Annotated in this window: 24 protein-coding genes and 1 pseudogene; 13 read left to right on the top strand and 12 right to left on the bottom strand. The window is 71.6% G+C overall.

Going from position 1 to position 26625, the window contains the following annotated elements; genetic code table 11:
• Positions 1–28: 28 nt before the first annotated feature.
• Both D581_RS0124025 and D581_RS0124020 read left to right on the top strand, forming a co-directional pair.
• Positions 29–1012: a daunorubicin resistance protein DrrA family ABC transporter ATP-binding protein gene (locus D581_RS0124025; protein WP_018959745.1), complete on the top strand. Its 984-nt coding sequence runs from the start codon at positions 29–31 to the stop codon at positions 1010–1012.
• The gene (locus D581_RS0124020) at positions 1009–1836 is read left to right on the top strand and encodes an ABC transporter permease (protein ID WP_018959744.1); all 828 of its coding nucleotides are present in this window, start codon (positions 1009–1011) and stop codon (positions 1834–1836) included. The genes D581_RS0124025 and D581_RS0124020 overlap by 4 nt, the downstream gene beginning before the upstream one ends.
• Positions 1837–1866: 30 nt before the next feature.
• Here the strand turns inward: D581_RS0124020 and gad are convergent, their stop codons facing one another.
• The 3 genes from gad to D581_RS0124005 form a co-directional block, all read right to left on the bottom strand.
• Complete coding sequence (gad, locus tag D581_RS0124015; RefSeq protein ID WP_018959743.1) at positions 1867–3294, bottom strand: glutamate decarboxylase; 1428 nt, start codon at positions 3292–3294, stop codon at positions 1867–1869.
• A gap of 96 nt (positions 3295–3390) precedes the next feature.
• Positions 3391–4014 (bottom strand): NAD(P)H:quinone oxidoreductase, encoded by a 624-nt coding sequence (gene wrbA / locus D581_RS0124010; RefSeq protein ID WP_018959742.1) that lies wholly within the window; start codon positions 4012–4014, stop codon positions 3391–3393.
• 126 nt (positions 4015–4140) lie between these two features.
• Positions 4141–5433 (bottom strand): ion channel protein, encoded by a 1293-nt coding sequence (locus tag D581_RS0124005; protein ID WP_018959741.1) that lies wholly within the window; start codon positions 5431–5433, stop codon positions 4141–4143.
• 340 nt (positions 5434–5773) lie between these two features.
• Between D581_RS0124005 and D581_RS0124000 the strand changes: the two genes are divergently transcribed.
• Complete coding sequence (locus tag D581_RS0124000; RefSeq protein ID WP_018959740.1) at positions 5774–6499, top strand: DedA family protein; 726 nt, start codon at positions 5774–5776, stop codon at positions 6497–6499.
• Positions 6500–6684: 185 nt separating this feature from the next.
• On the opposite strand, the gene D581_RS0123995 is transcribed toward D581_RS0124000, so the two are convergent.
• The gene (locus D581_RS0123995; RefSeq protein ID WP_018959739.1) at positions 6685–8385 is read right to left on the bottom strand and encodes a threonine/serine exporter family protein; all 1701 of its coding nucleotides are present in this window, start codon (positions 8383–8385) and stop codon (positions 6685–6687) included.
• Between the two features lie 191 nt (positions 8386–8576).
• Complete coding sequence (locus D581_RS0123990) at positions 8577–9071, bottom strand: inorganic diphosphatase (protein WP_018959738.1); 495 nt, start codon at positions 9069–9071, stop codon at positions 8577–8579.
• Between the two features lie 113 nt (positions 9072–9184).
• On the opposite strand from D581_RS0123990, the gene dacB reads away from it, so the two are divergent.
• The 6 genes from dacB to folE all read left to right on the top strand — a co-directional run bounded on the left by dacB (position 9185) and on the right by folE (position 16822).
• Positions 9185–10669, top strand: a complete 1485-nt coding sequence (dacB, locus tag D581_RS0123985; protein WP_018959737.1) for a D-alanyl-D-alanine carboxypeptidase/D-alanyl-D-alanine endopeptidase — start codon at positions 9185–9187, stop codon at positions 10667–10669.
• A gap of 70 nt (positions 10670–10739) precedes the next feature.
• Entirely contained in the window at positions 10740–11876 is a 1137-nt protein-coding gene (locus D581_RS0123980; protein WP_020679239.1) for a zinc-dependent metalloprotease, read from the top strand.
• 186 nt (positions 11877–12062) lie between these two features.
• A complete protein-coding gene (gene tilS / locus D581_RS0123975) occupies positions 12063–13175 on the top strand; it encodes a tRNA lysidine(34) synthetase TilS (RefSeq protein ID WP_018959735.1) in 1113 nt (370 codons plus the stop codon).
• Positions 13176–13272: 97 nt separating this feature from the next.
• The gene (gene hpt, locus D581_RS0123970) at positions 13273–13812 is read left to right on the top strand and encodes a hypoxanthine phosphoribosyltransferase (protein WP_032752963.1); all 540 of its coding nucleotides are present in this window, start codon (positions 13273–13275) and stop codon (positions 13810–13812) included.
• 182 nt (positions 13813–13994) lie between these two features.
• The gene (ftsH, locus tag D581_RS0123965) at positions 13995–16055 is read left to right on the top strand and encodes an ATP-dependent zinc metalloprotease FtsH (RefSeq protein WP_018959733.1); all 2061 of its coding nucleotides are present in this window, start codon (positions 13995–13997) and stop codon (positions 16053–16055) included.
• 161 nt (positions 16056–16216) lie between these two features.
• Positions 16217–16822, top strand: a complete 606-nt coding sequence (folE, locus tag D581_RS0123960) for a GTP cyclohydrolase I FolE (protein ID WP_018959732.1) — start codon at positions 16217–16219, stop codon at positions 16820–16822.
• A gap of 65 nt (positions 16823–16887) precedes the next feature.
• On the opposite strand, the gene D581_RS0123955 is transcribed toward folE, so the two are convergent.
• The 6 genes from D581_RS0123955 to D581_RS0123930 form a co-directional block, all read right to left on the bottom strand.
• A complete protein-coding gene (locus D581_RS0123955; RefSeq protein WP_018959731.1) occupies positions 16888–17376 on the bottom strand; it encodes a DUF3180 domain-containing protein in 489 nt (162 codons plus the stop codon).
• Between the two features lie 74 nt (positions 17377–17450).
• Entirely contained in the window at positions 17451–18062 is a 612-nt protein-coding gene (gene folK / locus D581_RS0123950; RefSeq protein ID WP_018959730.1) for a 2-amino-4-hydroxy-6-hydroxymethyldihydropteridine diphosphokinase, read from the bottom strand.
• The gene (folB, locus tag D581_RS0123945) at positions 18059–18418 is read right to left on the bottom strand and encodes a dihydroneopterin aldolase (RefSeq protein ID WP_018959729.1); all 360 of its coding nucleotides are present in this window, start codon (positions 18416–18418) and stop codon (positions 18059–18061) included. Before folB ends, folK begins: the two co-directional genes overlap by 4 nt.
• Positions 18419–18606: 188 nt before the next feature.
• Complete coding sequence (locus tag D581_RS0123940) at positions 18607–19080, bottom strand: nuclear transport factor 2 family protein (protein ID WP_018959728.1); 474 nt, start codon at positions 19078–19080, stop codon at positions 18607–18609.
• Positions 19077–19937, bottom strand: coding sequence for a dihydropteroate synthase (gene folP / locus D581_RS0123935; RefSeq protein WP_026290851.1), 861 nt, complete (start codon positions 19935–19937; stop codon positions 19077–19079). The genes D581_RS0123940 and folP overlap by 4 nt, the downstream gene beginning before the upstream one ends.
• Positions 19938–19978: 41 nt before the next feature.
• Positions 19979–21808, bottom strand: a complete 1830-nt coding sequence (locus D581_RS0123930) for a phosphatidylglycerol lysyltransferase domain-containing protein (RefSeq protein ID WP_051114632.1) — start codon at positions 21806–21808, stop codon at positions 19979–19981.
• A 160-nt stretch (positions 21809–21968) separates the two neighbouring features.
• Here D581_RS0123930 and D581_RS1000000138685 point away from each other — a divergent pair.
• A pseudogene (locus tag D581_RS1000000138685) lies at positions 21969–22621 on the top strand (hypothetical protein).
• Positions 22622–22632: 11 nt separating this feature from the next.
• Here D581_RS1000000138685 and D581_RS0123920 read toward each other — a convergent pair.
• On the bottom strand, positions 22633–23847 hold the full coding sequence (locus tag D581_RS0123920; RefSeq protein ID WP_018959725.1) for a betaine/proline/choline family ABC transporter ATP-binding protein: 1215 nt from the start codon (positions 23845–23847) through the stop codon (positions 22633–22635).
• 271 nt (positions 23848–24118) lie between these two features.
• Here D581_RS0123920 and D581_RS0123915 point away from each other — a divergent pair, with 271 nt between their 5' ends.
• The 3 genes from D581_RS0123915 (at position 24119) to D581_RS0123905 (ending at position 26601) form a co-directional block, all read left to right on the top strand.
• Complete coding sequence (locus tag D581_RS0123915) at positions 24119–24889, top strand: ABC transporter permease (RefSeq protein WP_018959724.1); 771 nt, start codon at positions 24119–24121, stop codon at positions 24887–24889.
• 3 nt (positions 24890–24892) lie between these two features.
• Positions 24893–25567 (top strand): ABC transporter permease, encoded by a 675-nt coding sequence (locus D581_RS0123910; protein ID WP_018959723.1) that lies wholly within the window; start codon positions 24893–24895, stop codon positions 25565–25567.
• Positions 25568–25632: 65 nt separating this feature from the next.
• Positions 25633–26601, top strand: coding sequence for an ABC transporter substrate-binding protein (locus D581_RS0123905; protein WP_026290850.1), 969 nt, complete (start codon positions 25633–25635; stop codon positions 26599–26601).
• Positions 26602–26625: the final 24 nt, after the last annotated feature.

The following is a 26625-nucleotide window of genomic DNA, read 5'->3' as shown; positions in this document are numbered from 1 at the left end:
TTGACTACAGGAGGGCGGGGAACGAAACGTGACCGAAGCGATCGTCATGGACGGCGTGCACAAGCGGTACGGGGAGAAGAGCGCCCTGGGCGGACTGGACCTGGCCGTCGGCAGCGGCACCGTCCACGGAGTGCTCGGCCCCAACGGGGCGGGCAAGACCACCGCCGTACGGATCATGTCGACACTGCTGCGCCACGACGCGGGCCGGGTGACCGTGGCCGGCCTGGACGTCCGCGAACGGGCGGGCGAGGTGCGGCGCAGGATCGGGCTGCTCGGCCAGCACGCGGCGGTGGACGAGCAGCTCGGCGGGCGGCAGAACCTGGAGATGTTCGGGCGGCTGTACCACCTGGGCGCACGCCGGGCGGGCAGCCGGGCGGACGAGCTGCTGGAGCGATTCGGCCTCGCGGACACCGGGCGCAAGGCCGTCAAGCAGTACAGCGGCGGCATGCGCAGGCGCCTCGACCTGGCCGCGTCGCTGATCACCGACCCGGACGTGCTGTTCCTGGACGAGCCGACGACCGGCCTCGACCCGCGCGGCCGGACCGAGGTGTGGGACGCGGTGCGGTCCCTGGTCGGCGGCGGCACCACGGTGCTGCTGACCACGCAGTACCTGGACGAGGCGGACCAGCTGGCCGACCGGATCTCCCTCATCGACGACGGCCGGGCGGTCGCCGAGGGCACCCCCGACGAGCTGAAGGCCCTCGTCGGCGGCGACCGGATCGACATCGTCCTGCGCGACGCGTCCCGGCTGGTGGAGGCGGGCGCCCTGCTCGGCGGCGCGGACCTGGTGCTGGACGCCGACCGGCGGCGGATCGGCGCGCCCGCCCCGGACCGGATGGCGGCCCTGGCCCGGACGGTGCGGGTGCTGGAGGAGGCGGGCATCGAGGCGGAGGACATCGCGGTGCGCCGCCCCACCCTGGACGAGGTGTTCCTGTCGCTGACCGGCCGGCCCGCCGGCGAACGGCGTGACGGGAAGACGGCGAAGGCGGACAAGGCGGAGGTGGCGGCATGAGCGCGGCGACGACGACGGCGCCAGGACCGGGCGGGGCGCCCTCCCGGCTCGGCTGGGCGCTGGCCGACTCCTGGACGATGACCCGCCGCGAACTGGCCCACTGGGCCCGGCAGCCCGTCGCGGTCCTGGTCAACCTGGTCTTCCCGGTGATGCTGCTGCTGATGTTCACCTATCTGGTCGGCGGCGGCCGGGGGGTGGACGGCGACCCCACGGAGTTCCTGGTCCCCGGGATGCTCGCGCTGACCATGGCCTTCGGCCTGGAGAGCACGATGCTCGCGGTCACCCAGGACCTCGGCAAGGGCGTCATCGACCGCTTCCGCTCGATGCCGATGGTCCCCGGCGCCGTCCTGGTCGGCCGCAGCGCCGCGGACATGCTCCATTCGACGGCCGGGCTCGCGGTGATGACCGGGGTCGGTTACGCCGTCGGCTGGCGCTGGCACCACGGGGTCGCCGCCGCGCTGGGAGCGTTCGGGCTGCTGCTCCTGCTGCGGTTCGCGATGCTCTGGGTCGGCATCCTGCTGGCCATGGTGGCGGGGCGGCCGGAGATGGTCGCGGCGGTCCAGATCCTGGTCTGGCCGGTCGGCTTCCTCTCCAACGTCTTCGCCACCCCCGATTCGATGCCGGGCTGGCTGGGCGCGTTGGTCGAGTGGAACCCGATGTCCGCCACGGCCACCGCCGTACGGGAGTTGTTCGGCAATCCGGGCGGCGCGACCGGCTCCTGGGCGGCCGAGCACGCCCAACTGCTCGCGGTGCTCTGGCCGGTGGCCATCATCGCGGTGTTCTTCCCCCTGGCGGTGGCCAAGTTCGCGCGCCTCAGCCGGTAACGGCGGTCCGGGTGGCGCCGATGGCCGTGCTCAGTGGTGGAAGGCCGTCGGGGCCGTCCGGTCATGGCTCAACGGGTGCTTCTGGGACCGGAGTTCGGGAAGCAGCTGCTTCAGGTCCTCGATCAGCAGCTCGGCCAGGTCCGAGGAGAACCCGTTGCGGCACACCACGCGCAGCACGGAGAGGTCCTGCCGGTTGGCGGGGAAGGTGTACGCGGGCACCAGCCAGCCGTGCTCCCGCAGCCGGCGGGACACGTCGAACACGTCGTACGCGTGGACGTCCGCGTTCATCGTGAAGGCGAACACCGGCAGCTCGTCGCCCCGGGTGAGGAGGCGGAAGTCGCCCAGCTCCTCCACCGCGCGGGCCAGAGCGCACGCCACGTCCCGGGAGGCCTGCTGGACCGCGCGGTAGCCCTCGTGCCCGAGGCGCAGGAACGTGTAGTACTGCGCGACCACCTGCGCCCCGGGCCGGGAGAAGTTCAGCGCGAACGTCGGCATGTCGCCGCCCAGGTAGTTGACCCGCAGGACCAGCTCCTCGGGTAGCGCGTCCGCCGTCCGCCACAGCGCCCAGCCGACCCCCGGGTAGACGAGGCCGTACTTGTGCCCCGAGGTGTTGATCGACGCCACTCTCGGCAGCCGGAAGTCCCACACCAGGTCGGGGTCGAGGAAGGGCGCCACCATCGCGCCCGACGCCCCGTCCACATGGACCGGGATGTCGAGACCGGTCCGCTCCTGGAGGGCGTCCAGGGCCGCGCACAGGTCGGCGATCGGCTCGTAGGACCCGTCAAAGGTGGAGCCGAGGACGCCGACGACCCCGATGGTGTTCTCGTCGCACAGCTCGGCGGCGGCCGCCGGGTCGAGATGGAACCGCTCGCCCTCCATCGGGACGAGCCGGGCCTCCACCTCCCAGAAGTCGCAGAACTTCTCCCAGCAGACCTGAACGTTGACGCCCATCACCAGATTGGGCCGGGCCGTCGCGGGATAGCGGTCGGCGTTCCACTTCGCCCAGCGCCGCTTCAGGGCGAGCCCCGCGAGCATGCACGCCTCGCTCGACCCGGTGGTCGAACACCCCACGGTCGCCCTCGGGTCGGGCGCGTTCCACAGGTCGGCGAGCATCGCCACACAGCGCCGCTCCAGCTCGGCCGTGCGCGGGTACTCGTCCTTGTCGATCATGTTCTTGTCCCGGCACTCACCCATCAGGACGCCGGCCTGCGGCTCCATCCACGTGGTGACGAACGTGGCCAGGTTGAGCCGGGAGTTGCCGTCGAGCATCAGCTCGTCGTGGACCAGCCGGTACGCCGTCGACGGCGGCAGCGGCCCGTCGGGCAGCCGGTGCCGGGGTGGCGCGGTGTTCATCGCGGCCGTCGGGTCGGCCTCGCCGAAGAACGGGTTCAGGGCGAGCCTGCGCCGCTCCTTCGAGGGTTCGTCCTGTTCCGGGTGGGCACCGCGGTGGAGCGGCATGGTGGAGGCCCTTCTCTCGGCCGAAGCGGTCGGGGTGCGGGGGCGGCTCTCGGCGCGGGGTCGGCTCGGGGTGCGGGGTCAGCTCGGGGTGCGGGGTCAGCTCTCGGCGGCCAGGCCCGCCTTGATCGCCCGGGTGAACTTCACGACCCGCTCGGCCTGCACCCGGGCGGCGGTCAGGGTCTGCTCGCCGACCGGGATGTCGCCCTGCCCGGAGACGTGGGAGGTGCCGTACGGGTTGCCGTCCACGAACTTCGAGGGGTCGGTGTACCCGGGGGCGACGAGGATGCCGCCGAAGTGGTGGATCGTGTTGTAGAGCGCGAGCAGCGTGGACTCCTGGCCGCCGTGGGCGGTGGAACTGGAGGTGAAGCCGCTGTAGACCTTGTCGGCGAGCTGCCCCGCCTGCCACATCCCGCCGAGCGTGTCGATGAACTGCTTCAGCTGGGCGGTGACGTTCCCGTACCGGGTCGGCGAACCGAAGATCACCGCGTCCGCCCACGCCATGTCGTCCGGCGAGACCTCGGGGATGTCCGCGGTCGCGGTCACGTTCTCGGCCCACGCCGGGTTGGAGTCGATGGCCGCCTGCGGGGCGAGCTCCGCCGCCCGGCGCAGCCGCACCTGGGCCCCGGCCCGCTCCGCGTCTCCGGCGATGGCCTTCGCGATCGCGGCGACGGTGCCGGTGGAGGAGTAGTAGATGACGGCGACGTTGACGGGCGTGGGCATGCGGGGGCCTCCGACGGAGCGGGATCGTTACGGAACGCTGTAAAAGCGCACGAATTAGACGATACGGAGGTTCCGTGCGTCCGGCGCGCCGGACGGGGCCTTCTCCGTGAGCGTGGGGGCGGCCCCTCAGCGCAGCGACTTCCCGTCCTCGTCCAGCTGCATCTGGGCCCGTCCCGTGACCAGCAGCCAGGCGGGCAGGGTGGCGGCGCACAGCAGCGGCAGCACGGACGTGTCGCTCACCAGCACCGCCGCCGTGAACAGGCTCACCCAGCCCTGCCGGGTGACGGCCAGCAGCACGCCCAGCACCGCACAGGACACCGCGAGCGACGGCGGGACCGCGTCGACCAGCGCGTGGGCGCAGAGCCCCAGCGACACCCCCGCGAAGACCGCCGGGAAGATCCGGCCGCCCCGGAAGCCGCAGGCCGCCGCGATCACGAGGGCGGCCGTCTTCACCAGCGCCATTCCCGCGAACTCCCCGGCCGACCAGCCGTCCGGGTCCCCGGCGAGCTCCTTCACCTCGTCGAGCCCCTTGAAGAGGGTGAGGTGGCCGCCCAGCGCTCCGAGCAGCCCCAGCACAAGACCGCCCAGCGTCAGGGCGAGCACCGGGTACCGCAGCGCCGTGAAGACCCGGTGGGCCACCGGGAAGGCGTACACCGCGAGCAGACCGAGGAGGGCGCCCGCCGAGGCGATCAGCAGGGCGGAGAGCAGATCGCCCCAGTGCGGTCCCGCGTATGCCGGGAGGGACAGGTCGAAGCTGGGGTGCGCGATCAGCGACATGGTCAGCGCGCCCGCCGTACCGGCCGCGAGCGGGGCGAACAGCCGGTCCCAGAACGCCCCGTGGCCCGGCTGCGAGGCCAGCGTCTCGGAGAGGATCAGCGCGGCGGCGACCGGGGTCCCGAAGAGGGCCCCGATGGTCCCGGCCGCGGCGAGCGCCACCCACAGCTCGCCGGGCGCCCCGGGCGCGAACCGCCGGCCGAGCCAGAAGGCCAGCGCGACGTTGGCCGCGGTGATCGGGTTCTCCGGGCCGAGGCTCACCCCGCCCGCCAGCGCCAGGGTGGTCACCAGGAGCAGCCCGGGCACGATGCCGGGCCTCATCGGCGCGTCCACCAGGCCGGTGGTGGCCGGATCGGGCCCGCCGTGACCGGGCACGGTCCGCAGGACGAGCCCCACCGCGAGGCCGGTCGCGGTGAGCATCACGATCATCCAGAGCGAGGAGAACCGCCCCACCCCGAGCGTGTCGGGCAGCGTCTCCCAGAGCACGTCCTGGAGCCTCTCCGCGAGCAGGCTCACCCCGAGCAGGATCAGCGCGCAGGCGACGCCGACGGCGATCGCGGGCAGCACGAGCGGCAGCAGCCGCCGGGCCGGGGCGGCCGGAGGGTGCGGGGGAGCCGACGGAGGTGCGGGGGATTCTGGGACCACCGGCTCACCCTAGAGGGGCGAACCAGACAAAACGCCTCAATGGTGGCCCCAGCGGTCCCGCGTCTCGCCCGGTCAGTCCGAAGACCTCGCCGATGACCTGGGTCACCTGATGGCCGGGTACGTCGTTCGTGGTGACGACCAGCACGTCCGCCCGGGCGGCCCGACCGCCGCCGAAATCCTCAATGCCCGTGTTTGTGGCACCTCCTGTGAGCGGCTTCGGACCGCTCCGCACGATGCGCACTCCCGCTGTGCGCCACTGGAACCAAGGGCGCCGGCCGGGCGTTGATAGCTTGGGGCAGCCACAGAGCCGCCATCGCACACCATCCTGGAGCCCGGACCCTTGAATACGCTTGCGCTCGGACCGAGCTGGCTGGACCCGGACTATCTGCTCAACACGTTCGGGCTCCCCGGCCTGCTCCTCATCGTCTTCGCCGAGTCCGGCCTCCTGATCGGGTTCTTCCTGCCCGGCGACTCGCTGCTGTTCACCACGGGGCTGCTGGTGACCACGGGCCAGCTGAAGTACCCGCTCTGGCTCGTCTGCACGCTGGTCGCCGTCGCCGCGATCGTCGGCGACCAGGTGGGCTATCTCTTCGGCCGCAAGGTCGGCCCGGCCCTCTTCAAGCGCCCCGACTCCCGCCTCTTCAAGCAGGAGAACGTGGAGAAGGCCCACGAGTTCTTCGAGAAGCACGGCCCGAAGTCCCTGGTCCTGGCGCGCTTCGTGCCCATCGTGCGCACCTTCACGCCGATCATCGCGGGCGTCAGCCGGATGAACTACCGCTCCTTCATCACGTACAACATCGTCGGCGCGATCCTCTGGGGCGTCGGCGTCACCGTGCTCGGCGCGATGCTCGGCAAGATCGACTTCGTGCACGAGCACATCGAGATGATCCTCATCCTGATCGTGCTCATCTCCGTGGTGCCGATCGTGGTCGAGGTGCTGCGCGCCCGCAGCCAGGGCAAGAAGGCCGCCGCGGCCGCGGCACGGGAGGGCGGCGGCTCCGGCCTCCCCCCGGCGGGCGGCAACGGCCCCTCCACCGGCCAGCGCGGCCGGCACGCCAAGCGCTGACCCCACGCCGCGTACGCACGCACCGAAGGCGCCCGTCCCCGCAGATCGGGGGAGGGGCGCCTTCGTCGTACGGAGACGGGCACGGGCACGGGCACGGGCACGGGCGTGAGGTACGAGGCACGAGGTACGAGGTGCGGGCAGCGCGGCCGCTCGGGGGCGGCGCGGGCCCGGCGCCGTACGCGCGCTCAGAACCCCCGGGTCCGCTTCGCCGCCCGGCGGCTCGCCCCGCCGACCGCCCCCGGCGCCCCCATGAACAGCCGCGAGATCTCACTCCCCAGGTTCACCCCGATCGCGATGGCCAGGGCCGTCGCGACCGCCGTCGACAGCGAGGCCAGCCCCGTGTCCAGCTCGTTCTGCGCCACGCCCAGCAGACCGAAGTACGTCGCCGAACCGGGCAGCAGCGGCCCGATGGCCGCCGTGATGTACGGCAGCGAGGAATGGAACCGGTAGCGCGAGAACAACTGGCCGAACAGTCCCACCAGACCGGCCGCCACCGCCGTCGCGGCGACCGGCGAGATGCCCCCGGTCCGGGCCAGCGCCCCGAAGATGAGCCAGGCCACTCCGCCGTTCAGGGTGACCGCCAGCACGGTGGAGCGCTCCTGCTGGAGCAGCACCGCGAAGGCCAGGCTCAGCGCCATCGACGCCAGGATCTGGATCACCGGCTCGTTGTACGGCGTGAACCGCGCCTCCGGATTGAGCTGGGCCCCCAGCTGGAGCCCCAGATACAGGACGATCAGCACACCCGCGACGATCCCGATGAAGAAGTACATGACTTCGAGCAGCCGGGCCGACGCGGTGATGTAGTAACCGGTCAGCCCGTCCTGCACCCCCGCCACCAGCGCCCGCCCCGGCAGCAGCGCGAACAGCCCACCGGTGATCACCGCGGACGGCCGGATGTCCGTCGAATGGGTCAGCGTCAGCGCCACCCCCATCGCGGCGGGCGGCATCGCGGCCACCGTGAACTGGTAGAACTCCGGCAGCCCGCGCCCGGCGCACAGCCACGCGAGACGGTCGCCGAGCATCGCGCCCGCCGCCGCCACGACGAACACGAGGAACCCGCCGCCGACCAGCACGGAGGCCGAACCGGCCAGCAGCCCGGCGGCCGCCGTCAGCACCCAGCCCGGATACGGGTGGCGGTTACGGCGGATCTCCGCGAGCCGCCGGTAGGCCTCCTCCAACGAGATCTCGGTGTCCGTGCTGGTGATGTCGTCGACCAGCCGGAACACGGCCGCCAGACGGGTGTAGTCGGTGCCCCGGCGGCGTACCGTACGGCTCGCCGTCACCGGGTCGTCGACCAGTGACGGCTGGTGCGAGATGGACAGCAGCGTGAACGTGACCGTCGGCTCACTGCGGTCGAGACCGTAGGACCGGGTCACCGCGAACATCGCCGCCTCGACGTCCTCGGCGCCCTCGCCGCCCGCCAGCAGCAGCTCCCCGATACGCAGCGTCAGGTCGAGCACGCGCGGCACGGCGGGACCCGTCTCGTCGTCGGTGTGCTGGATCGCCTCCGTGGCCGGACGCTCGGTCACCGGCATCCGCAGCATCGTGCGCATCCGGTCCTGCCAGGGCGCCTCCTTAGTCAGCCTGACCATCGGAATGCCCTGCGCCGGGGTGAACGCGGGCGGCGACTGCTGGGCCCGGTACGTGGCCGGCGGGGTGAAAGCGGAACTCAGCGTGTCGGAGTTCGAACCGCCCCCGGAGCCGCCGCCCGAACCGGCCGGATGGGACTGCTCCTGGTGCACACCGGTCGGCAGCGCGAACTCCGACGTCGGATGGTCCTCCTCGGGCGGCGACGCCGGATGACTCGTCCCCGCGGGCGGGGCGAAAGCGCTCCGCGCCTCGTCGGACTGGGGCTTCTGGTCCTCGGGACCGCCCGATTCCGCCACTGCTCGACCTCGCTCCTCCTCGACCGCACAACCTGGGTGTCTGTCCCGTCGCACGTCTGCCCAGTATGGCCACGGGCATGGGCCCCGCACGCGCGGAAGTGCGGACAGCGAAACGGGCGGCACACCCGTGAAGGTGTGCCGCCCGTTCCGAGACGGCCGTCCGGCTCACAAGCGGAACCGGAAGAGGGACGTCAGTGCGCGCCGCCCTGCGCCTCAAGACGCTTGTACGAGGCCTCGATCTCGGCCTCCGCCTCGGTACGGCCGACCCAGTCGGCGCCCTCGACGGACTTGCCCGGCTCCAGGTCCTTGTAGACCTCGAAGAAGTGCTGGATCTCCAGGCGGTCGAACTCCGACACGTGGTGGATGTCGCGCAGGTGCTCCACCCGCGGGTCGGACGCCGGGACGCAGAGCAGCTTGTCGTCGCCGCCCGCCTCGTCGGTCATCCGGAACATACCGATGGCGCGGCACTTGATGAGGCAACCGGGGAAGGTCGGCTCGTCCAGAATGACCAGCGCGTCCAGCGGGTCGCCGTCCTCGCCGAGGGTGTTCTCGACGAAGCCGTAGTCGGCCGGGTAGCTGGTCGAGGTGAAGAGTCGACGGTCCAGGCGGATCCGACCGGTCTCGTGGTCCACCTCGTACTTGTTCCGCGAACCCTTCGGGATCTCGATGGTGACGTCGAACTCCACGGGTGGCTCCTCCATGATCAACACATACGACTGGTGATTAAGTGTCCCCCACGCAGAAGAGTGCTCGCGAAAGGGGCTGGTCAACGGTGGCCGAGCCGGTGGAAAGACCGTCGATGCGCCCGTCGGACCCGTGGGGCGGGCTGAGGGTCCTGAAGAACAGACACAACGGGTCGTACACCTGGCAGGTCATCGCAGGCTCCGCAACGCTCGGCCTGGTCGTCGCTGCCGGCGCCGTCCTCGCCGCCGGCCCCTGGGACAACGGTCAGCGTAAGGCCGAGCGGGCACTGGCGGTCACCGCGGACCGAACAGGTGGCGCACATCACGGTCGCCCGACACCCGACGGCCCCCGCCCGGCCCCCAGCGCCCCGGCCGTCCTCCCGGCCCTCGGCACCACCACCCACGACGCCCCGAGGGACGCCGCCGCGCTCCGCGACACCCTCGCCCCGCTCATCGGCGCGCCCGGACTCGGCGACAGGGTCGCCGCGTCCGTCATCGACACCGCCACCGGCAAGCAGCTGTACGGAACCGGCGCCACCACCCCGATGACCCCGGCCTCCACCATCAAGATCGCCACCACCGCCGCCGCGCTCTCCGTCCTGGGCCCCGACCACCGCATCGCCACCACCGCCGCGATCTCCCCCGACGCCCGCACCCTCACCCTCGTCGGCGGCGGCGACCCCACGCTGAGCCGGGCGGCCCTGCGCTCGATGGCCGCCGACGCCGCGAAGGCCCTGCGCGAGGACGGCGAGGACGCCGGGGACGGCGCGAACGGCGAGGAGCCGGCAGGCCCGGTACGCCTCACGTACGACGTCTCCCGCTACAGCGGCCCCGTGCTCCACCCGATCAGCCCGAACGTGAACATCGCCCCCGTCACCGCCCTCATGGTCAACGAGGGCCGCCTGAACGACACGGACCGCGGCCCCGCCGAGCGCACCGACGACCCCGCCGGCGACGCCGCCCGCGCCTTCGCCGCACAGCTGAAGAAGGCCGGCGTCGAGGTCACCGGCGCCCCCCGCGAGGCCCGCCCGGCCGACGGGGCCCGCACCGTCGCCACCCACCACTCGGCCCCGCTCGCCGCCCTCGTCGAGCGCACCCTCACCAACAGCGACAACGACATCGCCGAGGCACTCGCCCGGCAGACCGCCATCGCCAAGGGCGAGAGCGCCGACTTCGCCGGAGCCCGCCGCGCCGTCACCAACGAACTGAAGAAGCTGGGAGTCCCGGTGACCGGGGCCCACCTCGCCGACGGCAGCGGCCTCGACCGAGAGGGCCGGGTCACCCCCGCGCTCCTCACCGCCCTCCTCGCCCGCGCCGCCGACCCCGGCCGCCCCGGACTGCGCCCGGTCCTCACCGGCCTCCCGATCGCCGGATTCAGCGGCACCCTCGGCGGCCGCTACGGGGACGGCTCCGAGGGCACCGGCCTGATCCGCGCCAAGACCGGCACCCTCAGCCGCGTCAACTCCCTCGCCGGAACCGTCGTCGACCCCCGGGGCCGCCTGCTGGCCTTCGCCTTCCTCGCCTCCGGCAGCCGCTCCGCCACCGAGGCCGAACCAGCCCTCGACGCCCTGGCCACCGCACTCGCCCGCCCGGCCCGCTGATCACCGCCCAGCACCCGAAGAGCGCTGCAAGACCCCACCACCGGGCGACGGGCTCACGTACGGTTGACGCATGACGAGCATCGGTGGTGCCCAGATGGTCGACTGGAATCTCGCGGTGGCGACCGCGACCCGACTGGTCCGGCCCGGTCCCGACATCAGCCGCGAGGAGGCCCGCGCCGTCGTCGCGGAGCTGCGGCGGCATGCCAAGGCCTCGGAGGAACACGTCCGGCTCTTCACCCGGATGATCCCCGAGGGGACCGAACCCGAGGACACCCCCGTCCTCGTCGTCGACCGGGCCGGCTGGATCAAGGCCAACGTCGCCGGCTTCCGCGAACTGCTGCGCCCCCTGCTCGCCAAGATGGAGAGCCGCCGCTCCGGCGGACCCGGCGGCGCCGTCGTCGGCATGGTCGGCGGCAAGGTCACCGGCGTCGAACTGGGCATGCTGCTCTCGTTCCTCGCCTCCCGGGTCCTCGGCCAGTACGAGACGTTCGCCCCGGCCACCAGGGACCTCCCCGCCTCCGCCGACGGCGGCGGCCGGCTGCTCCTCGTCGCCCCCAACATCGTCCACGTCGAACGCGAGCTGGACGTCGACCCGCACGACTTCCGGCTCTGGGTCGCCCTCCACGAGGAGACCCACCGCACCCAGTTCACCGGCGTGCCCTGGCTCCGCGACCACCTCCGGGGCGAGATCCAGACGTTCCTCGACGAGACCGACGTCGACCCGGTGACCTTCCTGGAACGCCTCCGCGAGGCCGCCCAGTCCCTCTCCGGCGCGGGCCGCCCCGAGGGCGAACAGGGCGAGAGCGACAGCCGGAGCCTCGTCGACATCGTCCAGACCCCCGCCCAGCGCGAAGTGCTCGGCCGCCTCACCGCCGTCATGTCCCTCCTCGAAGGGCACGCGGACTACGTGATGGACGGCGTGGGCCCCGACGTCGTCGGCTCCGTCTCCGAGATCCGCGAGAAGTTCCAGCAGCGCCGGGCCCAGGGCGCCGGCCGCCTCGACCAGGCCCTGCGCAAGCTCCTCGGCCTGGACGCCAAGCTCCGGCAGTACAAGGACGGCGAGAAGTTCGTACGATCGGTCGTCGAAGAGGTCGGCATGGACGGCTTCAACCGCGTCTGGACCTCACCGAACACCCTCCCGACCAAGGCCGAGATCGCCAAGCCCGCCGACTGGGTCGCGCGGGTGCACCGTAAGGCCGAATCCTGACCGTCGGACGGCCCGGGGGCCGATATTGGCCCGCCAATCACCCATCCGAGGGACCGTAGGGGCATGGGAAGGCGTGCAATGCTCGATGAACAGCTTGCCTCTGTCACCATCGACGCACTCTGAGTGACGGGACTGACGCGTTCCGGCGCTCGACGCTCCTCCAGAACTCCACGAAGGGCACCGGACATGGGTCCCCATCCTGCGGTCGCGGCGATACGCCTGGCGGTCCGCCGCGTACTCCACGACGTACTCACCGAATTCCACCGGCACGCCGACCACGGCCGGCCCGCCGACGCGGCGAGGCGCCCCGCGCACGCCGCCCGCTCCCGCACCCGCTATGCCGAAGCCGGCGCCGCGGGCAGGACCGCTCTCCCCGACCGGCCCGACACCCCGCTCGTCCTCGTCGCCTGCTCCGGCGGCGCCGACTCCATGGCGCTCGCCTCCGCCCTCGCGTTCGAGGCCCGCAAACTCTCCGTCCGGGCCGGCGGCATCACCGTCGACCACAACCTCCAGTCGGGGTCCGGCCTCCGCGCCGCCGAGGTCGTCACCCGGCTCACCGCCATGGACCTCGACCCCGTCGAGGCCGTCGCCGTGCACGTCGGACGCGAGGGCGGCCCCGAGGCCGCCGCCCGCGACGCCCGGTACGCCGCGCTGGACGCCGCCGCCGAGCGCCACGGCGCCGCCGCCGTCCTGCTCGGCCACACCCGCGACGACCAGGCCGAGACGGTCCTCCTCGGCCTCGCCCGCGGCTCCGGCATCCGCTCGCTCTCCGGCATGGCCGCCGCCTCCGGGCCGGCCGGCCGCTACCGCCGTCCCTTCCTCCAGCTCGACCGGCAGGCCGTCCGCAAGGCCTGCCTGGTCCAATCCCTGCCCGTCTGGGACGACCCGCACAACATCGACCCCGCCTACACCCGCTCCCGGCTCCGCCACGAAGGCCTGCCCGCGCTGGAGAAGGCGCTCGGCAAAGGCGTCGTCGAAGCTCTCGCCCGCACCGCCCAGCTCTCCCGCGACGACGCCGACGCCCTGGACACCTGGGCCGCCGAGGCGGAGCTGTCCGTACGCGACGAGACCGGCCGCCTGGAGTGCGCCAAGCTCTACGTCCTGCCGCCCGCGGTACGCCGCCGGGTGCTGCGCCGCGCACTGATCGAGGCCGGGGCGCCCGCCGGCTCCCTCTTCGCCCGGCACCTCGAAGAAGTCGACCGCCTGATCACCGGCTGGCGCGGCCAGCGGGCCATCAACCTGCCCGGCCGCGTCGAGGCGATGCGGCAGGGTGGCAGACTGGTCATTCGGCAGAGCTGACGCGCGAGCGGCTGAAGTGCAGGCGAACAGCCGGCCCGGACCGGGCGCTTTCCCGGGCCGGCAGGCAGAGAAAGAGACGTGGGTGAACGAGAAGGACATGGGTACCGACCTTCAGTCGGTGCTCCTCACCAAGGAAGAGATCGACGCGAAGCTCGTCGAGCTGGCCGCGGAGATCGACGCGGAGTACGCGGGCAAGGACCTGCTGATCGTCGGCGTCCTCAAGGGCGCGGTGATGGTCATGGCGGACCTGGCGCGCGCGCTGTCCACCCCCGTCACGATGGACTGGATGGCCGTCTCCTCGTACGGGGCCGGCACCCAGTCCTCCGGCGTCGTCCGGATCCTCAAGGACCTCGACACCGACATCAAGGGCAAGCACGTCCTGATCGTCGAGGACATCATCGACTCCGGTCTGACGCTGTCCTGGCTGCTCTCCAACCTGGGCTCCCGGGAACCGGCCTCGCTGGAGGTCTGCACCCTGCTGCGCAAGCCGGATGCCGCAAAGGTCGCGATCGATGTGAAGTGGATCGGTTTCGACATCCCCAACGAGTTCGTCGTCGGCTACGGGCTGGACTACGCGGAGAAGTACCGCAACCTGCCCTTCGTCGGCACGCTCGCCCCGCACGTCTACGGTGGCTGACCCCGGCCGACCCGCTGGGGAACCCTCGCCGCCCTCGGGCCGTTGAAGCTGCGAAAGCAGGTTTCTCCGTCGTACCCGGCAGTCGCTGGTGACGATGCTGGGGTACCGTCCGAAGAACAGTCTTTTTCAACAGCAGCATTTACCTACGGGCAGGAGGGACGGGGCATCTTCGCTCCGTATGGATGGACGTGAAGCGATACTTCCGTGGGCCCGTCATGTGGATCGTGCTGGCCGTCCTCGCCGTGGTCGTGTTGATGCAGGTCGTCGGCTCGTCCGGCGGCCACAAGACGGTGGACACCGGCAAGGTGATCCAGGCGATCAGCAAGAACCAGGTGGAGCAGGCCAAGCTGACCACCGGTGACGAACAAATCCTCAAGATCGAGCTGAAGAAGGGCCAGAAGCTCGAAGGCGAGTCCGGCAGCAAGTTCCAGGCGAGCTACATCGGCAACCAGGGCGTCGAGCTCGCCGACACGCTGCAACAGAAGTTCGAGGACGGTGACATCGAGAAGGGTTACACCGTCTCGCCGTCGAAGCAGTCCCCGTTCGTCTCGATTCTCCTCTCGCTGCTGCCCTTCGTCCTCATCGTGGTCGTCTTCCTGTTTCTGATGAACCAGATGCAGGGCGGCGGATCCAAGGTCATGCAGTTCGGCAAGTCCAAGGCCAAGCTGATCACCAAGGACACCCCCAAGACGACCTTCTCCGACGTGGCGGGATCCGACGAGGCGGTCGAGGAACTCCACGAGATCAAGGAGTTCCTCCAGGAGCCGGCGAAGTTCCAGGCCGTCGGCGCCAAGATCCCCAAGGGCGTCCTGCTCTACGGGCCGCCCGGTACGGGCAAGACGCTGCTCGCACGCGCCGTCGCCGGCGAAGCGGGCGTGCCGTTCTACTCGATCTCCGGGTCCGACTTCGTCGAGATGTTCGTCGGTGTCGGCGCCTCCCGGGTGCGCGACCTCTTCGAGCAGGCCAAGGCGAACGCCCCGGCGATCGTCTTCGTCGACGAGATCGACGCCGTGGGCCGCCACCGCGGCGCCGGCATGGGCGGCGGTCACGACGAGCGCGAGCAGACGCTCAACCAGCTGCTCGTCGAGATGGACGGGTTCGACGTGAAGGGCGGCGTCATCCTGATCGCCGCCACGAACCGCCCGGACATCCTCGACCCGGCGCTGCTGCGCCCCGGACGCTTCGACCGGCAGATCGCGGTCGACCGCCCGGACATGCAGGGCCGCCTGGAGATCCTCAAGGTGCACCAGAAGGGCAAGCCCGTGGCGGAGGGCGTCGACCTCGGCGCCGTCGCCCGACGCACGCCCGGCTTCACCGGCGCCGACCTGTCGAACGTGCTCAACGAGGCCGCGCTCCTGACGGCGCGCGGCAACAAGAAGCTCATCGACAACGAGAGCCTCGACGAGGCCATCGACCGCGTCGTGGCGGGCCCGCAGAAGCGGACCCGGATCATGTCCGAGAAGGAGAAGAAGATCACCGCGTACCACGAGGGCGGACACGCCCTGGTCGCGGCGGCCTCCCCCCAGTCGGACCCGGTCCACAAGATCACGATCCTCTCCCGCGGTCGCGCCCTCGGTTACACGATGGTGCTCCCGGAGGAGGACAAGTACTCCACGACCCGCAACGAGATGCTCGACCAGCTGGCGTACATGCTGGGCGGGCGTGCGGCCGAGGAGCTGGTCTTCCACGACCCGACCACCGGCGCCGCGAACGACATCGAGAAGGCCACGGCGACGGCCCGCGCGATGGTCACGCAGTACGGCATGACGGAGCGCCTCGGCGCGATCAAGTTCGGCGGCGACAACTCGGAGCCCTTCCTGGGCCGCGAGATGGGCCACCAGCGCGACTACTCGGAAGAGGTCGCGGCACTGGTCGACGAGGAGGTCAAGAAGCTCATCGAGACCGCCCACAACGACGCGTGGGAGATCCTCGTCGAGAACCGCGACATCCTCGACGCCCTGGTGCTCGAACTGCTGGAGAAGGAGACGCTGGGCAAGGACGAGATCGCGGAGATCTTCGCCCCGCTCGTCCGGCGCCCCGCCCGACCGGCATGGACCGGATCCGTCCGGCGCACCCCGTCGACGCGGCCCCCGGTGCTCTCTCCCAAGGAGCTGGCCCTCACCAACGGCGCATCGGTCGCCAACGGTTCGGCCACCCCGCCGGAGATCGCCCCGAAGGACCTGACGAAGGACATCGCCCCGTCCACCGAGGCGACCCCCGAGGAGCGTCCCGAGAACCAGTGACAGACCGACTCCGGTGAGACCCCCGTCACGGGGGCCGACCCGGTCCCGGAATGGATGCCGCGCCCCCCAGGTTTTAGCCTGTGGGGGCGCGGCTTTTCCGTATGCCTGCGAGGTCTGAGCGCGAACCCGCGCACGGGACAGCACAGAGGAACGAGGCACAGATGACCGACCCGGTGACGCTGGACGGCCAGGGTTCGATCGGCGAGTTCGACGAGAAGCGGGCCGAGGCGGCCGTACGCGAACTGCTGATCGCCGTCGGAGAGGACCCGGACCGCGAGGGCCTGCGGGAGACGCCGGGGCGGGTGGCACGGGCGTACAAGGAGATATTCGCCGGCCTGTACCAGCAGCCCGAGGACGTCCTGACGACCACGTTCGATCTGGGCCACGACGAGATGGTGCTGGTCAAGGACATCGAGGTGTTCTCGACCTGCGAACATCATCTGGTGCCGTTCAGGGGCGTCGCGCACGTCGGCTACATCCCCGCCTCCACCGGCAAGATCACCGGTCTGTCGAAGCTGGCCCGGCTGGTCGACGTGTACGCCCGCCGTCCGCAGGTCCAGGAGCGGCTGACGACGCAGATCGCCGAGTCCCTCATGTCGATCCTGGAGCCCCGCGGAGTCATCGTCGTCATCGAGTGCGAGCACATGTGCATGTCGATGCGCGGTATCCGCAAGCCCGGGGCGAAGACCCTCACCTCCGCGGTCCGCGGCCAGCTCCGGGACCCCGCGACCCGCGCCGAGGCGATGAGCCTCATCATGGCGCGCTGACGCTCTCCCGAACGCGAGAAGCGGGCGCGGCAGCCGCGTGGAGCGGCTGCCGCGCCCGTATCCGTCTACGCGGCTGCCGCGCCCGTGCCGTCGTGGTCGTTGCCGTCCTCCGGGAGGCGGCAGACGCGTTCCAGGAAGAGCGCGGCCGCGATCACAGCGATGCCGGCCACCACCGCCGCGCCCGCGTAGATGGCCTGGTCGCGGCGGGGCGGGATGTCGAGGTAGCCCAGGAGGAAGACGCCGGTGCCGCCGTACATGCCGGCGACGAGGGCGGCGACCAGGGCGCTCGCCTGGCCGAAGACGACCGCGCGAGCCGCGAACAGCGGCTCGACCCCCTTGGCGCCGGGGCGGCGCTCGCGCTGGGCGCGCAGGCGGGTGCGGGTGGAGAGGGCGGTCGCGAGGAGGATCACCGCGATCACGGCGAGCACGATCGACGCGGCCAGCGGGACGCTCGGCAGGGTGCCGAGGGAGTCCCAGAGGCGGGCCCCGCCCCAGGAGAGGACACCGGCGGCGGCGAAGAGGCCCGCCAGTACCCCGAGCCGTAGTTGCTTCACCGAGTGAGCCGCCTTTCGCGCCGCCTGTGCCCGGTCCGGCCGTGCGCCGGACCACCGTCCGTCGAGCCTAACGATTACTCCGGTAGGCGCAGTTCCAGGTCGGCGCGGGGCAGGACGCTGTCGCGGCCGACCTCGGCGAGGAGCTGGGCCACCGGGCCGGCGCCGGGCAGCTGGGCCTCGGGGTCGATGTCGTGCCAGGGGGCGAGGACGAAGGCCCGCTCGTGGGCGCGCGGGTGCGGGAGCGTGAGCACCGGGTCGTCGGAGAGGACGTCGGCGTACGCCACGATGTCGACGTCGATGGTGCGCGGACCCCAGCGCTCCTCGCGGACCCGGTCGAAGGCCTCCTCGACGGCCTGGCCGCGCTCCAGCAGGGAGGCCGGGGGCAGCGTCGTCTTCACGAGGATGACGGCGTTGAAGTACGAGGGCTGGGAATCCGCCTCGACGCCCCAGGGCTCCGTCTCGTACACCGGGGAGACGGCCTTGACCCGGAGGCCCGGGGTGTCCTCCAGGGCGTCGACGGCCCCCTGGAGGGTCTCCAGCCGGTTGCCCAGGTTGGAGCCGAGGGAGATCACGGCCATCTTGGGGTTGGAGAGCGTGACGTCGGCGGCGTCCACCTGCTGGACGACGGCGGTCGGAACCGGCTGTACGGTCGGGTCGCTCTGCCCTTCGGTGGAAAATGCAGTCATGCTCGGCTCCGGATGATGGTGATGGTCACGTCGTCGAAGGGGACGGTGATCGGTGCGTCCGGCTTGTGCACCACGACCTCGACCTCCTGGACGCCTTCGTGCTTCAGGCACTGCTGGGCGATGCGTTCGGCGAGCGTCTCGATCAGATCGACCGGTTCGCCCGTCACCACGTCGACGACCTCCTCGGCCACCACGCCGTAGTGCACGGTGCGGGCCAGGTCGTCGGTGGCTGCCGCGGGGCGGGTGTCGAGGCCGAGCACCAGGTCGACGATGAAGGTCTGGCCCTCTTCCCGTTCCCGGGGGAAGACACCGTGGTGCCCACGGGCCTTGAGGCCGCGCAGCGCGACACGATCCACGCGAATCACTCCTGCTGTCGTTGGTCGAGAGGCACCCGGCCGCGTGCGGGCGGCGAGGTGCCTTCTTTCGAATCTACCTGCGAGCACCGACAGTGCTCGCCCGTGGGGGCCGTGGACAGCGCCTTCGGGCTGGTAGCCGCCCCTACCCGGTGGTCATCGGTTCCAACCCCTACCGGTCCCGTACCCACTCACGAGGGTGTTTCCTCGTCGTCGTCCTCATCGGAATCGGTCAGGACGGGCGATCCGTGGTGGGACCAGAGTTTCCAGCCGTCGGCGGTGCGCCGGAACACGTTGGTGGCGACGACCAGCTGGCCCACGAGCGGGCCCAGCGCGTTGCCCTCCTCGGCGGGGCCGCCGCTCAGGATGTTCTCGGTGCAGGTCACCAGGGCGGTGTCCTCCGTCATCGCGATGTTGACGTCGGTGAGGAAGAACTGGATGTACTCGGTGTTCGCCATGATCAGGGCGTAACTGCGCAGTACGTCGCCGCGGCCCGTGAGCACCGGCCAGCCGGGGTGGACGCAGGAGACCGTGAGGTCCTCGCCCGGCAGCCACCGGCCGGCGAGCTCGTCGTGGTCGCCGCGTTCCAGCGCCTCGTAGAAGGCGGTGTTGGCGGCCTCGACCTCAGCGATGTCGGCGGCGGCCCGTGCGTGTTCCTCGTTCACGCGGCGCCCTCGACCGCGCGGGCGACGCGGACCGCGTCGGCGGTGGCCCGTACCTCGTGGACCCGGACCGCCCAGGCTCCGGCCGCCGCGGACAGCGCGGAGACGGCCGCGGTCGCCGCGTCGCGTTCGCGGGCGGGCGGCGGGGCCGAGCCGGGCCCGGCCAGGACGTGCCCGAGGAAACGTTTGCGGGAGGCGGCCACCAGCAGCGGGCGGCCCAGCGTGTGCAGGCCGGCCAGGTGCGCGACGAGCGACAGGTCGTGGGCGGCGTCCTTCGCGAAGCCGAGGCCGGGGTCGATCACGAGGCGCTCGGGGGCGACGCCGCCCGCGACCACCGCGTCCATCCGCTGCCGCAGCTCGTCGAGGACCTCGGCGACCACGTCCTCGTACACCGCACGGCTGTTCATCGACTCGCTGAAGCCGCGCCAGTGCATCACGACGAACGGGACCTCGGCGGCGGCGACGGCCGGGATCATGTCCGGGTCGGCGAGGCCGCCGCTGACGTCGTTGACCAGGGCGGCCCCGGCGGCGACGGCCTGCTCGGCGACGCGGGCGCGCATGGTGTCCACGGAGACGGTGACGCCCTCGGAGGCCAGCCCCCGCACGACGGGCACGACCCGGCGCAGCTCCTCGGCCTCGTCCACCCGGCTGGCGCCGGGACGGGTCGACTCACCGCCCACGTCCACCAGGTCCGCGCCCTCGGACACCAGGTGCAGACCGTGCTTGACCGCGGCCGCGGTGTCGAACCAGCGCCCGCCGTCGGAGAAGGAGTCGGGCGTCACGTTGACGACGCCCATGACCGCGCAGCGGTCCCACTCCGGCAGTCCTCGGACCGTGCCCCGCGTGCGTGTCGTACTCATACGACCAGACTAGGACCTGCCATGGGCCCCGCGCGCCGCGCTCACGCCGCGCTCACCTCGTGCTCCGACGGCGTACGCGGCGTGTGGCCGCACGGGCGCGGGCGGCGGGGGCGGAACGGGCGGGGCGGCGAGAGGTTCACGAAGCCCTCGGCCCGCATCGCCGCGATCCCGATGCGGGGCAGGTCGCGGCTGGTGCGGAAGACCACGAAGCGGGGCTCCCAGCGGGGCTTGAACTTGGCGTTGAACCGGTACAGCGACTCGATCTGGAACCAGCGTGAGAGGAAGATCAGCAGCCCCCGCCAGCAGCGCAGCACCGGTCCCGCGCCCAGCCGCTCGCCGCGGGCCAGCGCGGAGCGGAACATGGCGAAGTTCAGCGAGACCCGGGCGACGCCGAGCCTCTCGGCGGCCTGGAGGGAGGCGACGATCAGGAGCTCGTTCATGCCGGGGTCGGCCGAGCGGTCGCGGCGCATCAGCTCCAGGGACATGCCGTCCGGCCCCCAGGGGACGAAGTGGAGGACCGCCTTCAGGTCGCCGCCCGGGGGGTCCTCCGCACCCGAGCCGGTCAGGTGGGCGGTGGCGATCACGCAGTCGCCGTCGGCCGGGTCGCCGATCCGGCCCAACGCCATGGAGAAGCCGCGTTCGGTGTCGGTGCCGCGCCAGTCGGCGGCGGCGCGGCGGATCCGGTCCAGCTCGGTGTCGCCGATGTCACGTGCCCGCCGGACCCGGGTCTCGTAGCCGTTCCGTTCGATGCGCTTGACCATCTGGCGCACGTTCCGCATGGCCCGTCCGGCGAGGGAGAAATCCGCCACGTCCACCACCGCCTCGTCGCCCAGTTCCAGGGCGGTGAGGCCGGTCTCGCGGGTCCAGACCTGGCCGCCGGTCTCGCTGCAGCCCATCACGGCGGGGGTCCAGGAGTGCGCCTGCGCCTCGTCCATGAAGCGTTCGATCGCGCCCGGCCAGGCCTCCACGTCACCGATGGGGTCGCCGCCGGCCAGCATCACCCCGGAGACGACCCGGTAGCAGACGGCGGCCTTGCCGCTGGGGGAGAAGACGACGCCCTTGTCGCGGCGGAGCGCGAAGTGGCCGAGCGAGTCCCGGCCGCCGTGCCGCTCCAGGAGGGCCCGCAGCCGGCTCTCGTCGTCCTCGGTGAGGCGGGCGGCCGGGTGTTCGGGGCGGAAGGCGAGGTAGATGGTGGTGACGGCGGTGAGCAGGCCGAGCGCGCCCAGCGAGTAGGCCACGGTCCAGCCGGTGCGCCCGGCGTAGCCGACGGGCCCCTCGACGCCGAACAGGCCGTACAGCACGTGCTGGAGACGGTCGGCGATGGACGGGTCGCCGACGACCCGGCCGGGGTGGACGCTGACGATGATCAGCCCGAGCCCCAGCGACCCGGCGCCGAGCAGTACGAAGTTGGCGAGCGCGCGCCAGCGGCTACGCGGGTCGGGCAGCGCCCGGAACTGGTCCCGGTGGCGCACCAGCAGCCAGCAGAGCGCCAGCGACACGAGCACCCCGACGATCGAGTGGCGGTACGCGAACTGGGCCACGGCCCCCGCGGGCAGCAGGATCACCGCCGCGCGCCAGGCCCGCCGCTTGTGCCGTTTCAGCCCGTGGGCGAGCAGGAGCAGCAGCATGCCCGCGCTGAGCGAGAGCGCGGCGGCGAACGGGCCGAGCGCCCCGGGGAGCACCTCGGCGAGGGTGTGCATCCGGCTGTGCCGGAAGCGGGGGAAGACCCCGGCGGCGACGTCGATCAGCCCGACGACGGTGCAGGCGGTACCGACGAGCGCCGGTACGGATTCGGGGCGCGGTCCGCGGAGCAACCGGCGCACGCGCTGCGGAACCGAAACCGACTTATCCCCATCTGGCGTGACAGACATCGCTTCCCGTGGCTTCGCAAGAGGTTCGTTGAGTCCGCCGGCTGGAGCCCCACGGACGATGTGCGCCCTCTAGGACGGGGGTCGGGGAGCGCGGGTTCACCCACATTCCGGAAATTTCCCGCATCCGGCCCGCGTAAGGAATCACGGAGAAGGCACGCTCATGGGTCTCACCAGCTCCGCAGTTCTGGCGGTCGTGGCAGCGGTCGCCGTCGCCCTGTTCGCCGCCACGGTAGGGCTCTGGCCGCGGCTGGCCCGGCCCGGGGCCGCAGCGGTGTCGGGCCGGATCGGGCTGTTGCTGGTGACCCAGCTGACGCTGTTCGCGGCGGTGGGTCTCGCCGCCAACAACGCCTTCCTCTTCTACGGTTCCTGGGCCGACCTCTTCGGCCGGCAGCAGGAACTCGGTGTGGTCACCGACCACGCGGGGAACGGGCCCGGTCCGCGGCAGATCACGCGGATCGGCACCCAGCGCCCGGACGTGCCGGGCGGCCGGGTGCCGGGCTCTCCGCGTACTACAAGGCGGCCGAGGACCCGACGACGGGCGACCTGTTCCACGGGAAGCGGGAACTGCGCGACCGGGCCGACCTGATGTGGACCCTGGAGAACCGGCCGCCGTCCGGCGGTTCGTTCCTGGTGACGACGTCCCGGGAGGGCGAGGACAACCTCGGGAGCACGATGGAGTTCATCGGGAAGGTGAGGGCGCCCGCGAAGGTGTCCTCCATCGTGCTCGACAGCGGCGGGCACAACTTCACGACCTGGCGGCGGGAGATCCCGCCGGCCCTGGAGTGGCTGAGCGCCCGGCTCAGCGCGAACTGATGCGGGCGCCCTCAGGGGGCGGTGACCGTCGCGACCGTCTCCACGGCGATTTCGGCGCGCGGTACGTCCTGGGCGTCCGCGTCGATGGAGCGGCGCAGGGCCTCGTGGAGCCGGGCGGGGGTCAGCACGCCGAGGAAGCGCCCCTCGCTCTTCTCGTCGATGACGGCGATCCAGCCCGCGTCGTGCTGGAGCATGGTGGCGAAGGCCTGCTTGAGGGGCGCGCCGAGCGGAAGCCAGGCCTCCATCCGGCGGGCGTGTTCGCGGACGGTGCCCTGGGAGGTGGCCGGTGCGCCGCCGGACGCCGTGCCGGCCGTCGCGTCGGCGGTCGCGTCGGCGGGGATCCAGCCGTGGAGGTCGTTCCGGCCGTCCAGGACGACCGCCCAGCGCGCGCCCTGGGACCTGAGCCGTTCGGTGGCCGTGGCCAGCGGGTCGTCGAGGTGGACGACCGGCGGCTGGTCGAGGTCGCTCTCCTCGATGGGCGTCACCGAGAGCCGCTTGAGCCCGCGGTCCGCGCCGACGAAGTCGGCCACGTACGGGGTCGCGGGGGCTCCGAGCACGGTGGCGGGGGAGTCGAACTGCTCGATGCGGCCCTGGCCGTAGACGGCGATCCGGTCGCCCAGGCGGACGGCCTCCTCGATGTCGTGCGTGACGAACAACACGGTCTTGCGCACCTGGGCCTGGAGTTTCAGGAATTCGTTCTGGAGCCGTTCGCGGACGACCGGATCGACCGCGCCGAAAGGCTCGTCCATCAGGAGCACGGGCGGATCGGCGGCCAATGCGCGGGCCACGCCCACGCGTTGGCGCTGGCCTCCGGAAAGCTGTTCCGGATAGCGGTCGCCATAAACGGAAGGGTCGAGTCCGACGAGGTCGAGGAGTTCGGCGGCGCGGTCGCGCCCCTTTCCGCGCTTCCAGCCCAGCAGATGGGGAACGGTCGCGGTGTTCTCCAGCACCGTCTTGTGCGGGAAGAGTCCCACCTGCTGGATCACATAGCCGATGCGGCGGCGCAGTTGGACGGGATCGATGGTGGATATGTCGTCCCCGTCGAGGAATATCCCGCCCTCGGTCGGTTCGATCAGCCGGTTCACCATCTTCATGGTGGTCGTCTTGCCGCAACCGGAAGGTCCGACGAGCGTGACCAGTTCACCCTCGGCGACCTCGAAGGAAAGGTCGTCGACGGCCGTGGTGCCGTCCGCGTAACGCTTGGTGACGTGCTCGAAACGGATCATGGTTCCCCATTGTGGAGGGCGTTCTGTGAAGGGCGTGTTGCCGGAATGCGACAGCCTCCGCGATTGTCAGTGGTCGAGGATAGGCTCGCCAGTCATCAGTTCGATCCGGGGCGATCCGGGGGAGAACGCGGCGTGATCCCCGGGGAGAACACGGCGTGATCCCCGGGGGACCCGGCGTGATCCGGCGGAGAGCCCGGTGTGATCCCGGGGGAAGCGGTGCGATCCCGGACGAGATTCCGGGCGACGGGCGAAAGCAGGAGGTGGGGGACGGATGGCCGAGCAGAACTGCCTGGTGACGAACGACTGGATCTGCGGGGAGTATCTGCGCTCCCGCAGCCAGGAGTTGACCGACGCGACCGTGCAGCACATCGGGATCACGGTGGTCTCGGTGCTGATCGGGCTCGCGGTCGCCTTTCCGCTGGCGCTGCTCGCCCGCCGGGGCCGGCGCTTCGCCGGGCCGGTGCTCGGGCTGACGACCGTGCTCTACACCGTGCCCTCGCTGGCGATGTTCTCGCTGCTGCTGCCCCTGTTCGGGCTGTCGGCCGCGCTCGTCGTCACGGGCCTGGTGCTCTATTCGCTGACCATCCTCGTACGCAACATCCTGGCCGGGCTCGAAGCGGTGCCCGAGGAGGCCCGGGAAGCCGCCCGCGGCATGGGATACGGGCCGGGGCGGCTGCTGTGGGAGGTGGAGCTCCCGCTGGCGCTGCCCGCGGTGATGGCGGGGCTGCGGATAGCCACCGTGTCGACGGTCGCGCTGACCACGGTCGGCTCGCTCGTCGGCAAGGGTGGCCTCGGCAATCTCATCGAGGACGCGCTGCCCAGCTTCTTCAAGGCCCAGGTGCTCGCCGCCTCGGTCCTGTGCGTGCTGCTCGCGGTGGCGGCGGACCTGCTGCTGCTCGGCCTCCAGCGGCTCCTGACGCCCTGGACCCGGATATCCGGGGCGCCCGGTCCGTCCGGGGTGGACAAGGCCAGGCGCACGGACCCAAACGGACCGGGCGGACCGGCGGGCCTGCCCGCCCCGGCGAAGGTGGAGGCGGGCTGACCCGTGGGAGTCATCGGCGATGCCTGGACCTGGCTGACGACCGGGTCCAACTGGTCGGGCGACGGCGGGGCCGCGCACCGGCTCGGCGAGCATCTGTACGTGAGCGGGGTCGCCCTCGCGGTGGCCTGCGCGATAGCCCTGCCGCTCGCCCTGTATCTGGGGCACATCGGCAGGGGCGGTGCGCTCGCCGTGAACATCTCCAACGTGGGGCGGGCCGTCCCGGTCTTCGCGGTGCTCGCCCTGTTCATGGTCACGCCCCTGCGCAACTCGGGTTACTGGCCCACGATCATCGCGCTGGTGCTGTTCGCGGTGCCGCCGCTGCTGACCAACGCCTATGTCGGGATGCGGGAGGTGGACCGGGCCGTGGTGGAGGCCGCGCGCGGCATGGGGATGTCGGGCGGGCAGCTCTTCGTCCGGGTCGAGCTGCCGCTCGCCTACCCGATGATCATGACCGGGCTGCGGTCCGCCGCCGTCCAGGTCGTGGCCACCGCGTCGATCGCCGCGATGGTCGGCCTCGGCGGTCTCGGCCGGATCATCACCGCCGGGTTCAACACCTACGACACGGCCCAGGTCTTCGCGGGCGCGATCCTGGTCGCGGGACTCGCCCTGCTGGTGGAAGGAGTGCTCGTGGGCCTGGACCGGCTGCTGTCACCGCTGCGCCGCCGCCGGCCCGCGTGACGGGCCCGGCGTCCCTCCCCAACTTCCCTTTGGTCACCCTTTTTCGGTTCGGACGGAGAACAGACATGAGCAGAACCTCGCGCATAGCCGGAGCGGTCGTGGGCATGGTGGCGCTGGCGGGGTCGCTGGCGGCCTGCGGCGGCGACAGCCTGGAGCAGGAGAAGGGCTCCGGCTCCTCGGGCGGCGACGGCAAGAAGGGCTCCCTCGTCGTCGGCTCGGCCTCCTTCACCGAGTCCAAGGTGCTCGCCGAGCTGTACGCGCAGATCCTCGGCGACGCCGGGTACGACACCTCGGTCACCACGGTGAAGAACCGCGAGCTGTACGAGCCCTCGCTGGAGAAGGGGGAGATCGACGTCGTCCCCGAATACGCCGCGACGATCACCGAATTCCTCAACGCCAAGGTGAACGGGGCGGAGAAGGCCCAGGGCGCCCCGCTCGCCTCCCCGGACGCCGACGCCACGGTCGCCGCGCTGGAGAAGCTCGCGGGCCCGCTGGGCCTCAAGGTGCTCCCGGCGGGGAAGGCCGTCGACCAGAACGCTTTCGCGGTCTCGAAGGAATTCGCCGAGAAGAACAAGCTCACGACCCTTTCCGATCTTGGAAAGTCGAAGCTCAAGGTGAAGATCGCGGCGGGCGACGAGTGCGAGGTGCGGCCGTTCTGCGCGCCCGGTCTGAAGAAGACGTACGGCATCGACGTCACGGGTATCGACCCCAAGGGAGTCGGAACCCCGCAGTCCAAGCAGGCCGTCCGCGACGGCAAGGTCGAGCTGGTCCTGACGACCACGACGGACGCGGTGCTGGACGGGCTGGTCTTCCTGGAGGACGACAAGAAGCTGCAGAACGCCGACAACGTCCTGCCGGTCCTCAATGCCCAGGACGCGGGCGCCCCGGAGATCGCCGACGCGCTCGGAAAGCTCACCGACGCGCTCACCACGGAGGATCTCGCGGAGCTGAACCGCAAGGTCGACGCCGAGCGCGCGAAGCCGGCCGACGTGGCCAAGGAGTATCTGGAGTCGAAGGGGCTGATCAAGAAGTAGGGCTCGGGCTACGGGTCATTTCGG

The sequence above is a fragment of the Streptomyces sp. CNB091 genome (genome assembly GCF_000377965.1).
This window is presented reverse-complemented; position numbering and strand designations above follow the sequence as displayed.

What these genes read in the sequence shown, in the direction of transcription:
- D581_RS0124020 (WP_018959744.1), top strand. Translation starts at nt 1,009, where the DNA reads ATGAGCGCGGCGACGACGACGGCGCCAGGACCGGGCGGGGCGCCCTCC.
- dacB (WP_018959737.1), top strand. Translation starts at nt 9,185, where the DNA reads ATGCGCCCGTCGGACCCGTGGGGCGGGCTGAGGGTCCTGAAGAACAGA.
- folK (WP_018959730.1), bottom strand. Translation starts at nt 18,062, where the DNA reads ATGACTGCATTTTCCACCGAAGGGCAGAGCGACCCGACCGTACAGCCG.
- hpt (WP_032752963.1), top strand. Translation starts at nt 13,273, where the DNA reads ATGGGTACCGACCTTCAGTCGGTGCTCCTCACCAAGGAAGAGATCGAC.
- D581_RS0123920 (WP_018959725.1), bottom strand. Translation starts at nt 23,847, where the DNA reads ATGATCCGTTTCGAGCACGTCACCAAGCGTTACGCGGACGGCACCACG.
- folP (WP_026290851.1), bottom strand. Translation starts at nt 19,937, where the DNA reads ATGAGTACGACACGCACGCGGGGCACGGTCCGAGGACTGCCGGAGTGG.
- D581_RS0123930 (WP_051114632.1), bottom strand. Translation starts at nt 21,808, where the DNA reads ATGTCTGTCACGCCAGATGGGGATAAGTCGGTTTCGGTTCCGCAGCGC.
- wrbA (WP_018959742.1), bottom strand. Translation starts at nt 4,014, where the DNA reads ATGCCCACGCCCGTCAACGTCGCCGTCATCTACTACTCCTCCACCGGC.
- folE (WP_018959732.1), top strand. Translation starts at nt 16,217, where the DNA reads ATGACCGACCCGGTGACGCTGGACGGCCAGGGTTCGATCGGCGAGTTC.
- D581_RS0123980 (WP_020679239.1), top strand. Translation starts at nt 10,740, where the DNA reads ATGACGAGCATCGGTGGTGCCCAGATGGTCGACTGGAATCTCGCGGTG.
- D581_RS0123915 (WP_018959724.1), top strand. Translation starts at nt 24,119, where the DNA reads ATGGCCGAGCAGAACTGCCTGGTGACGAACGACTGGATCTGCGGGGAG.
- gad (WP_018959743.1), bottom strand. Translation starts at nt 3,294, where the DNA reads ATGCCGCTCCACCGCGGTGCCCACCCGGAACAGGACGAACCCTCGAAG.
- ftsH (WP_018959733.1), top strand. Translation starts at nt 13,995, where the DNA reads ATGGACGTGAAGCGATACTTCCGTGGGCCCGTCATGTGGATCGTGCTG.
- D581_RS0123905 (WP_026290850.1), top strand. Translation starts at nt 25,633, where the DNA reads ATGAGCAGAACCTCGCGCATAGCCGGAGCGGTCGTGGGCATGGTGGCG.
- tilS (WP_018959735.1), top strand. Translation starts at nt 12,063, where the DNA reads ATGGGTCCCCATCCTGCGGTCGCGGCGATACGCCTGGCGGTCCGCCGC.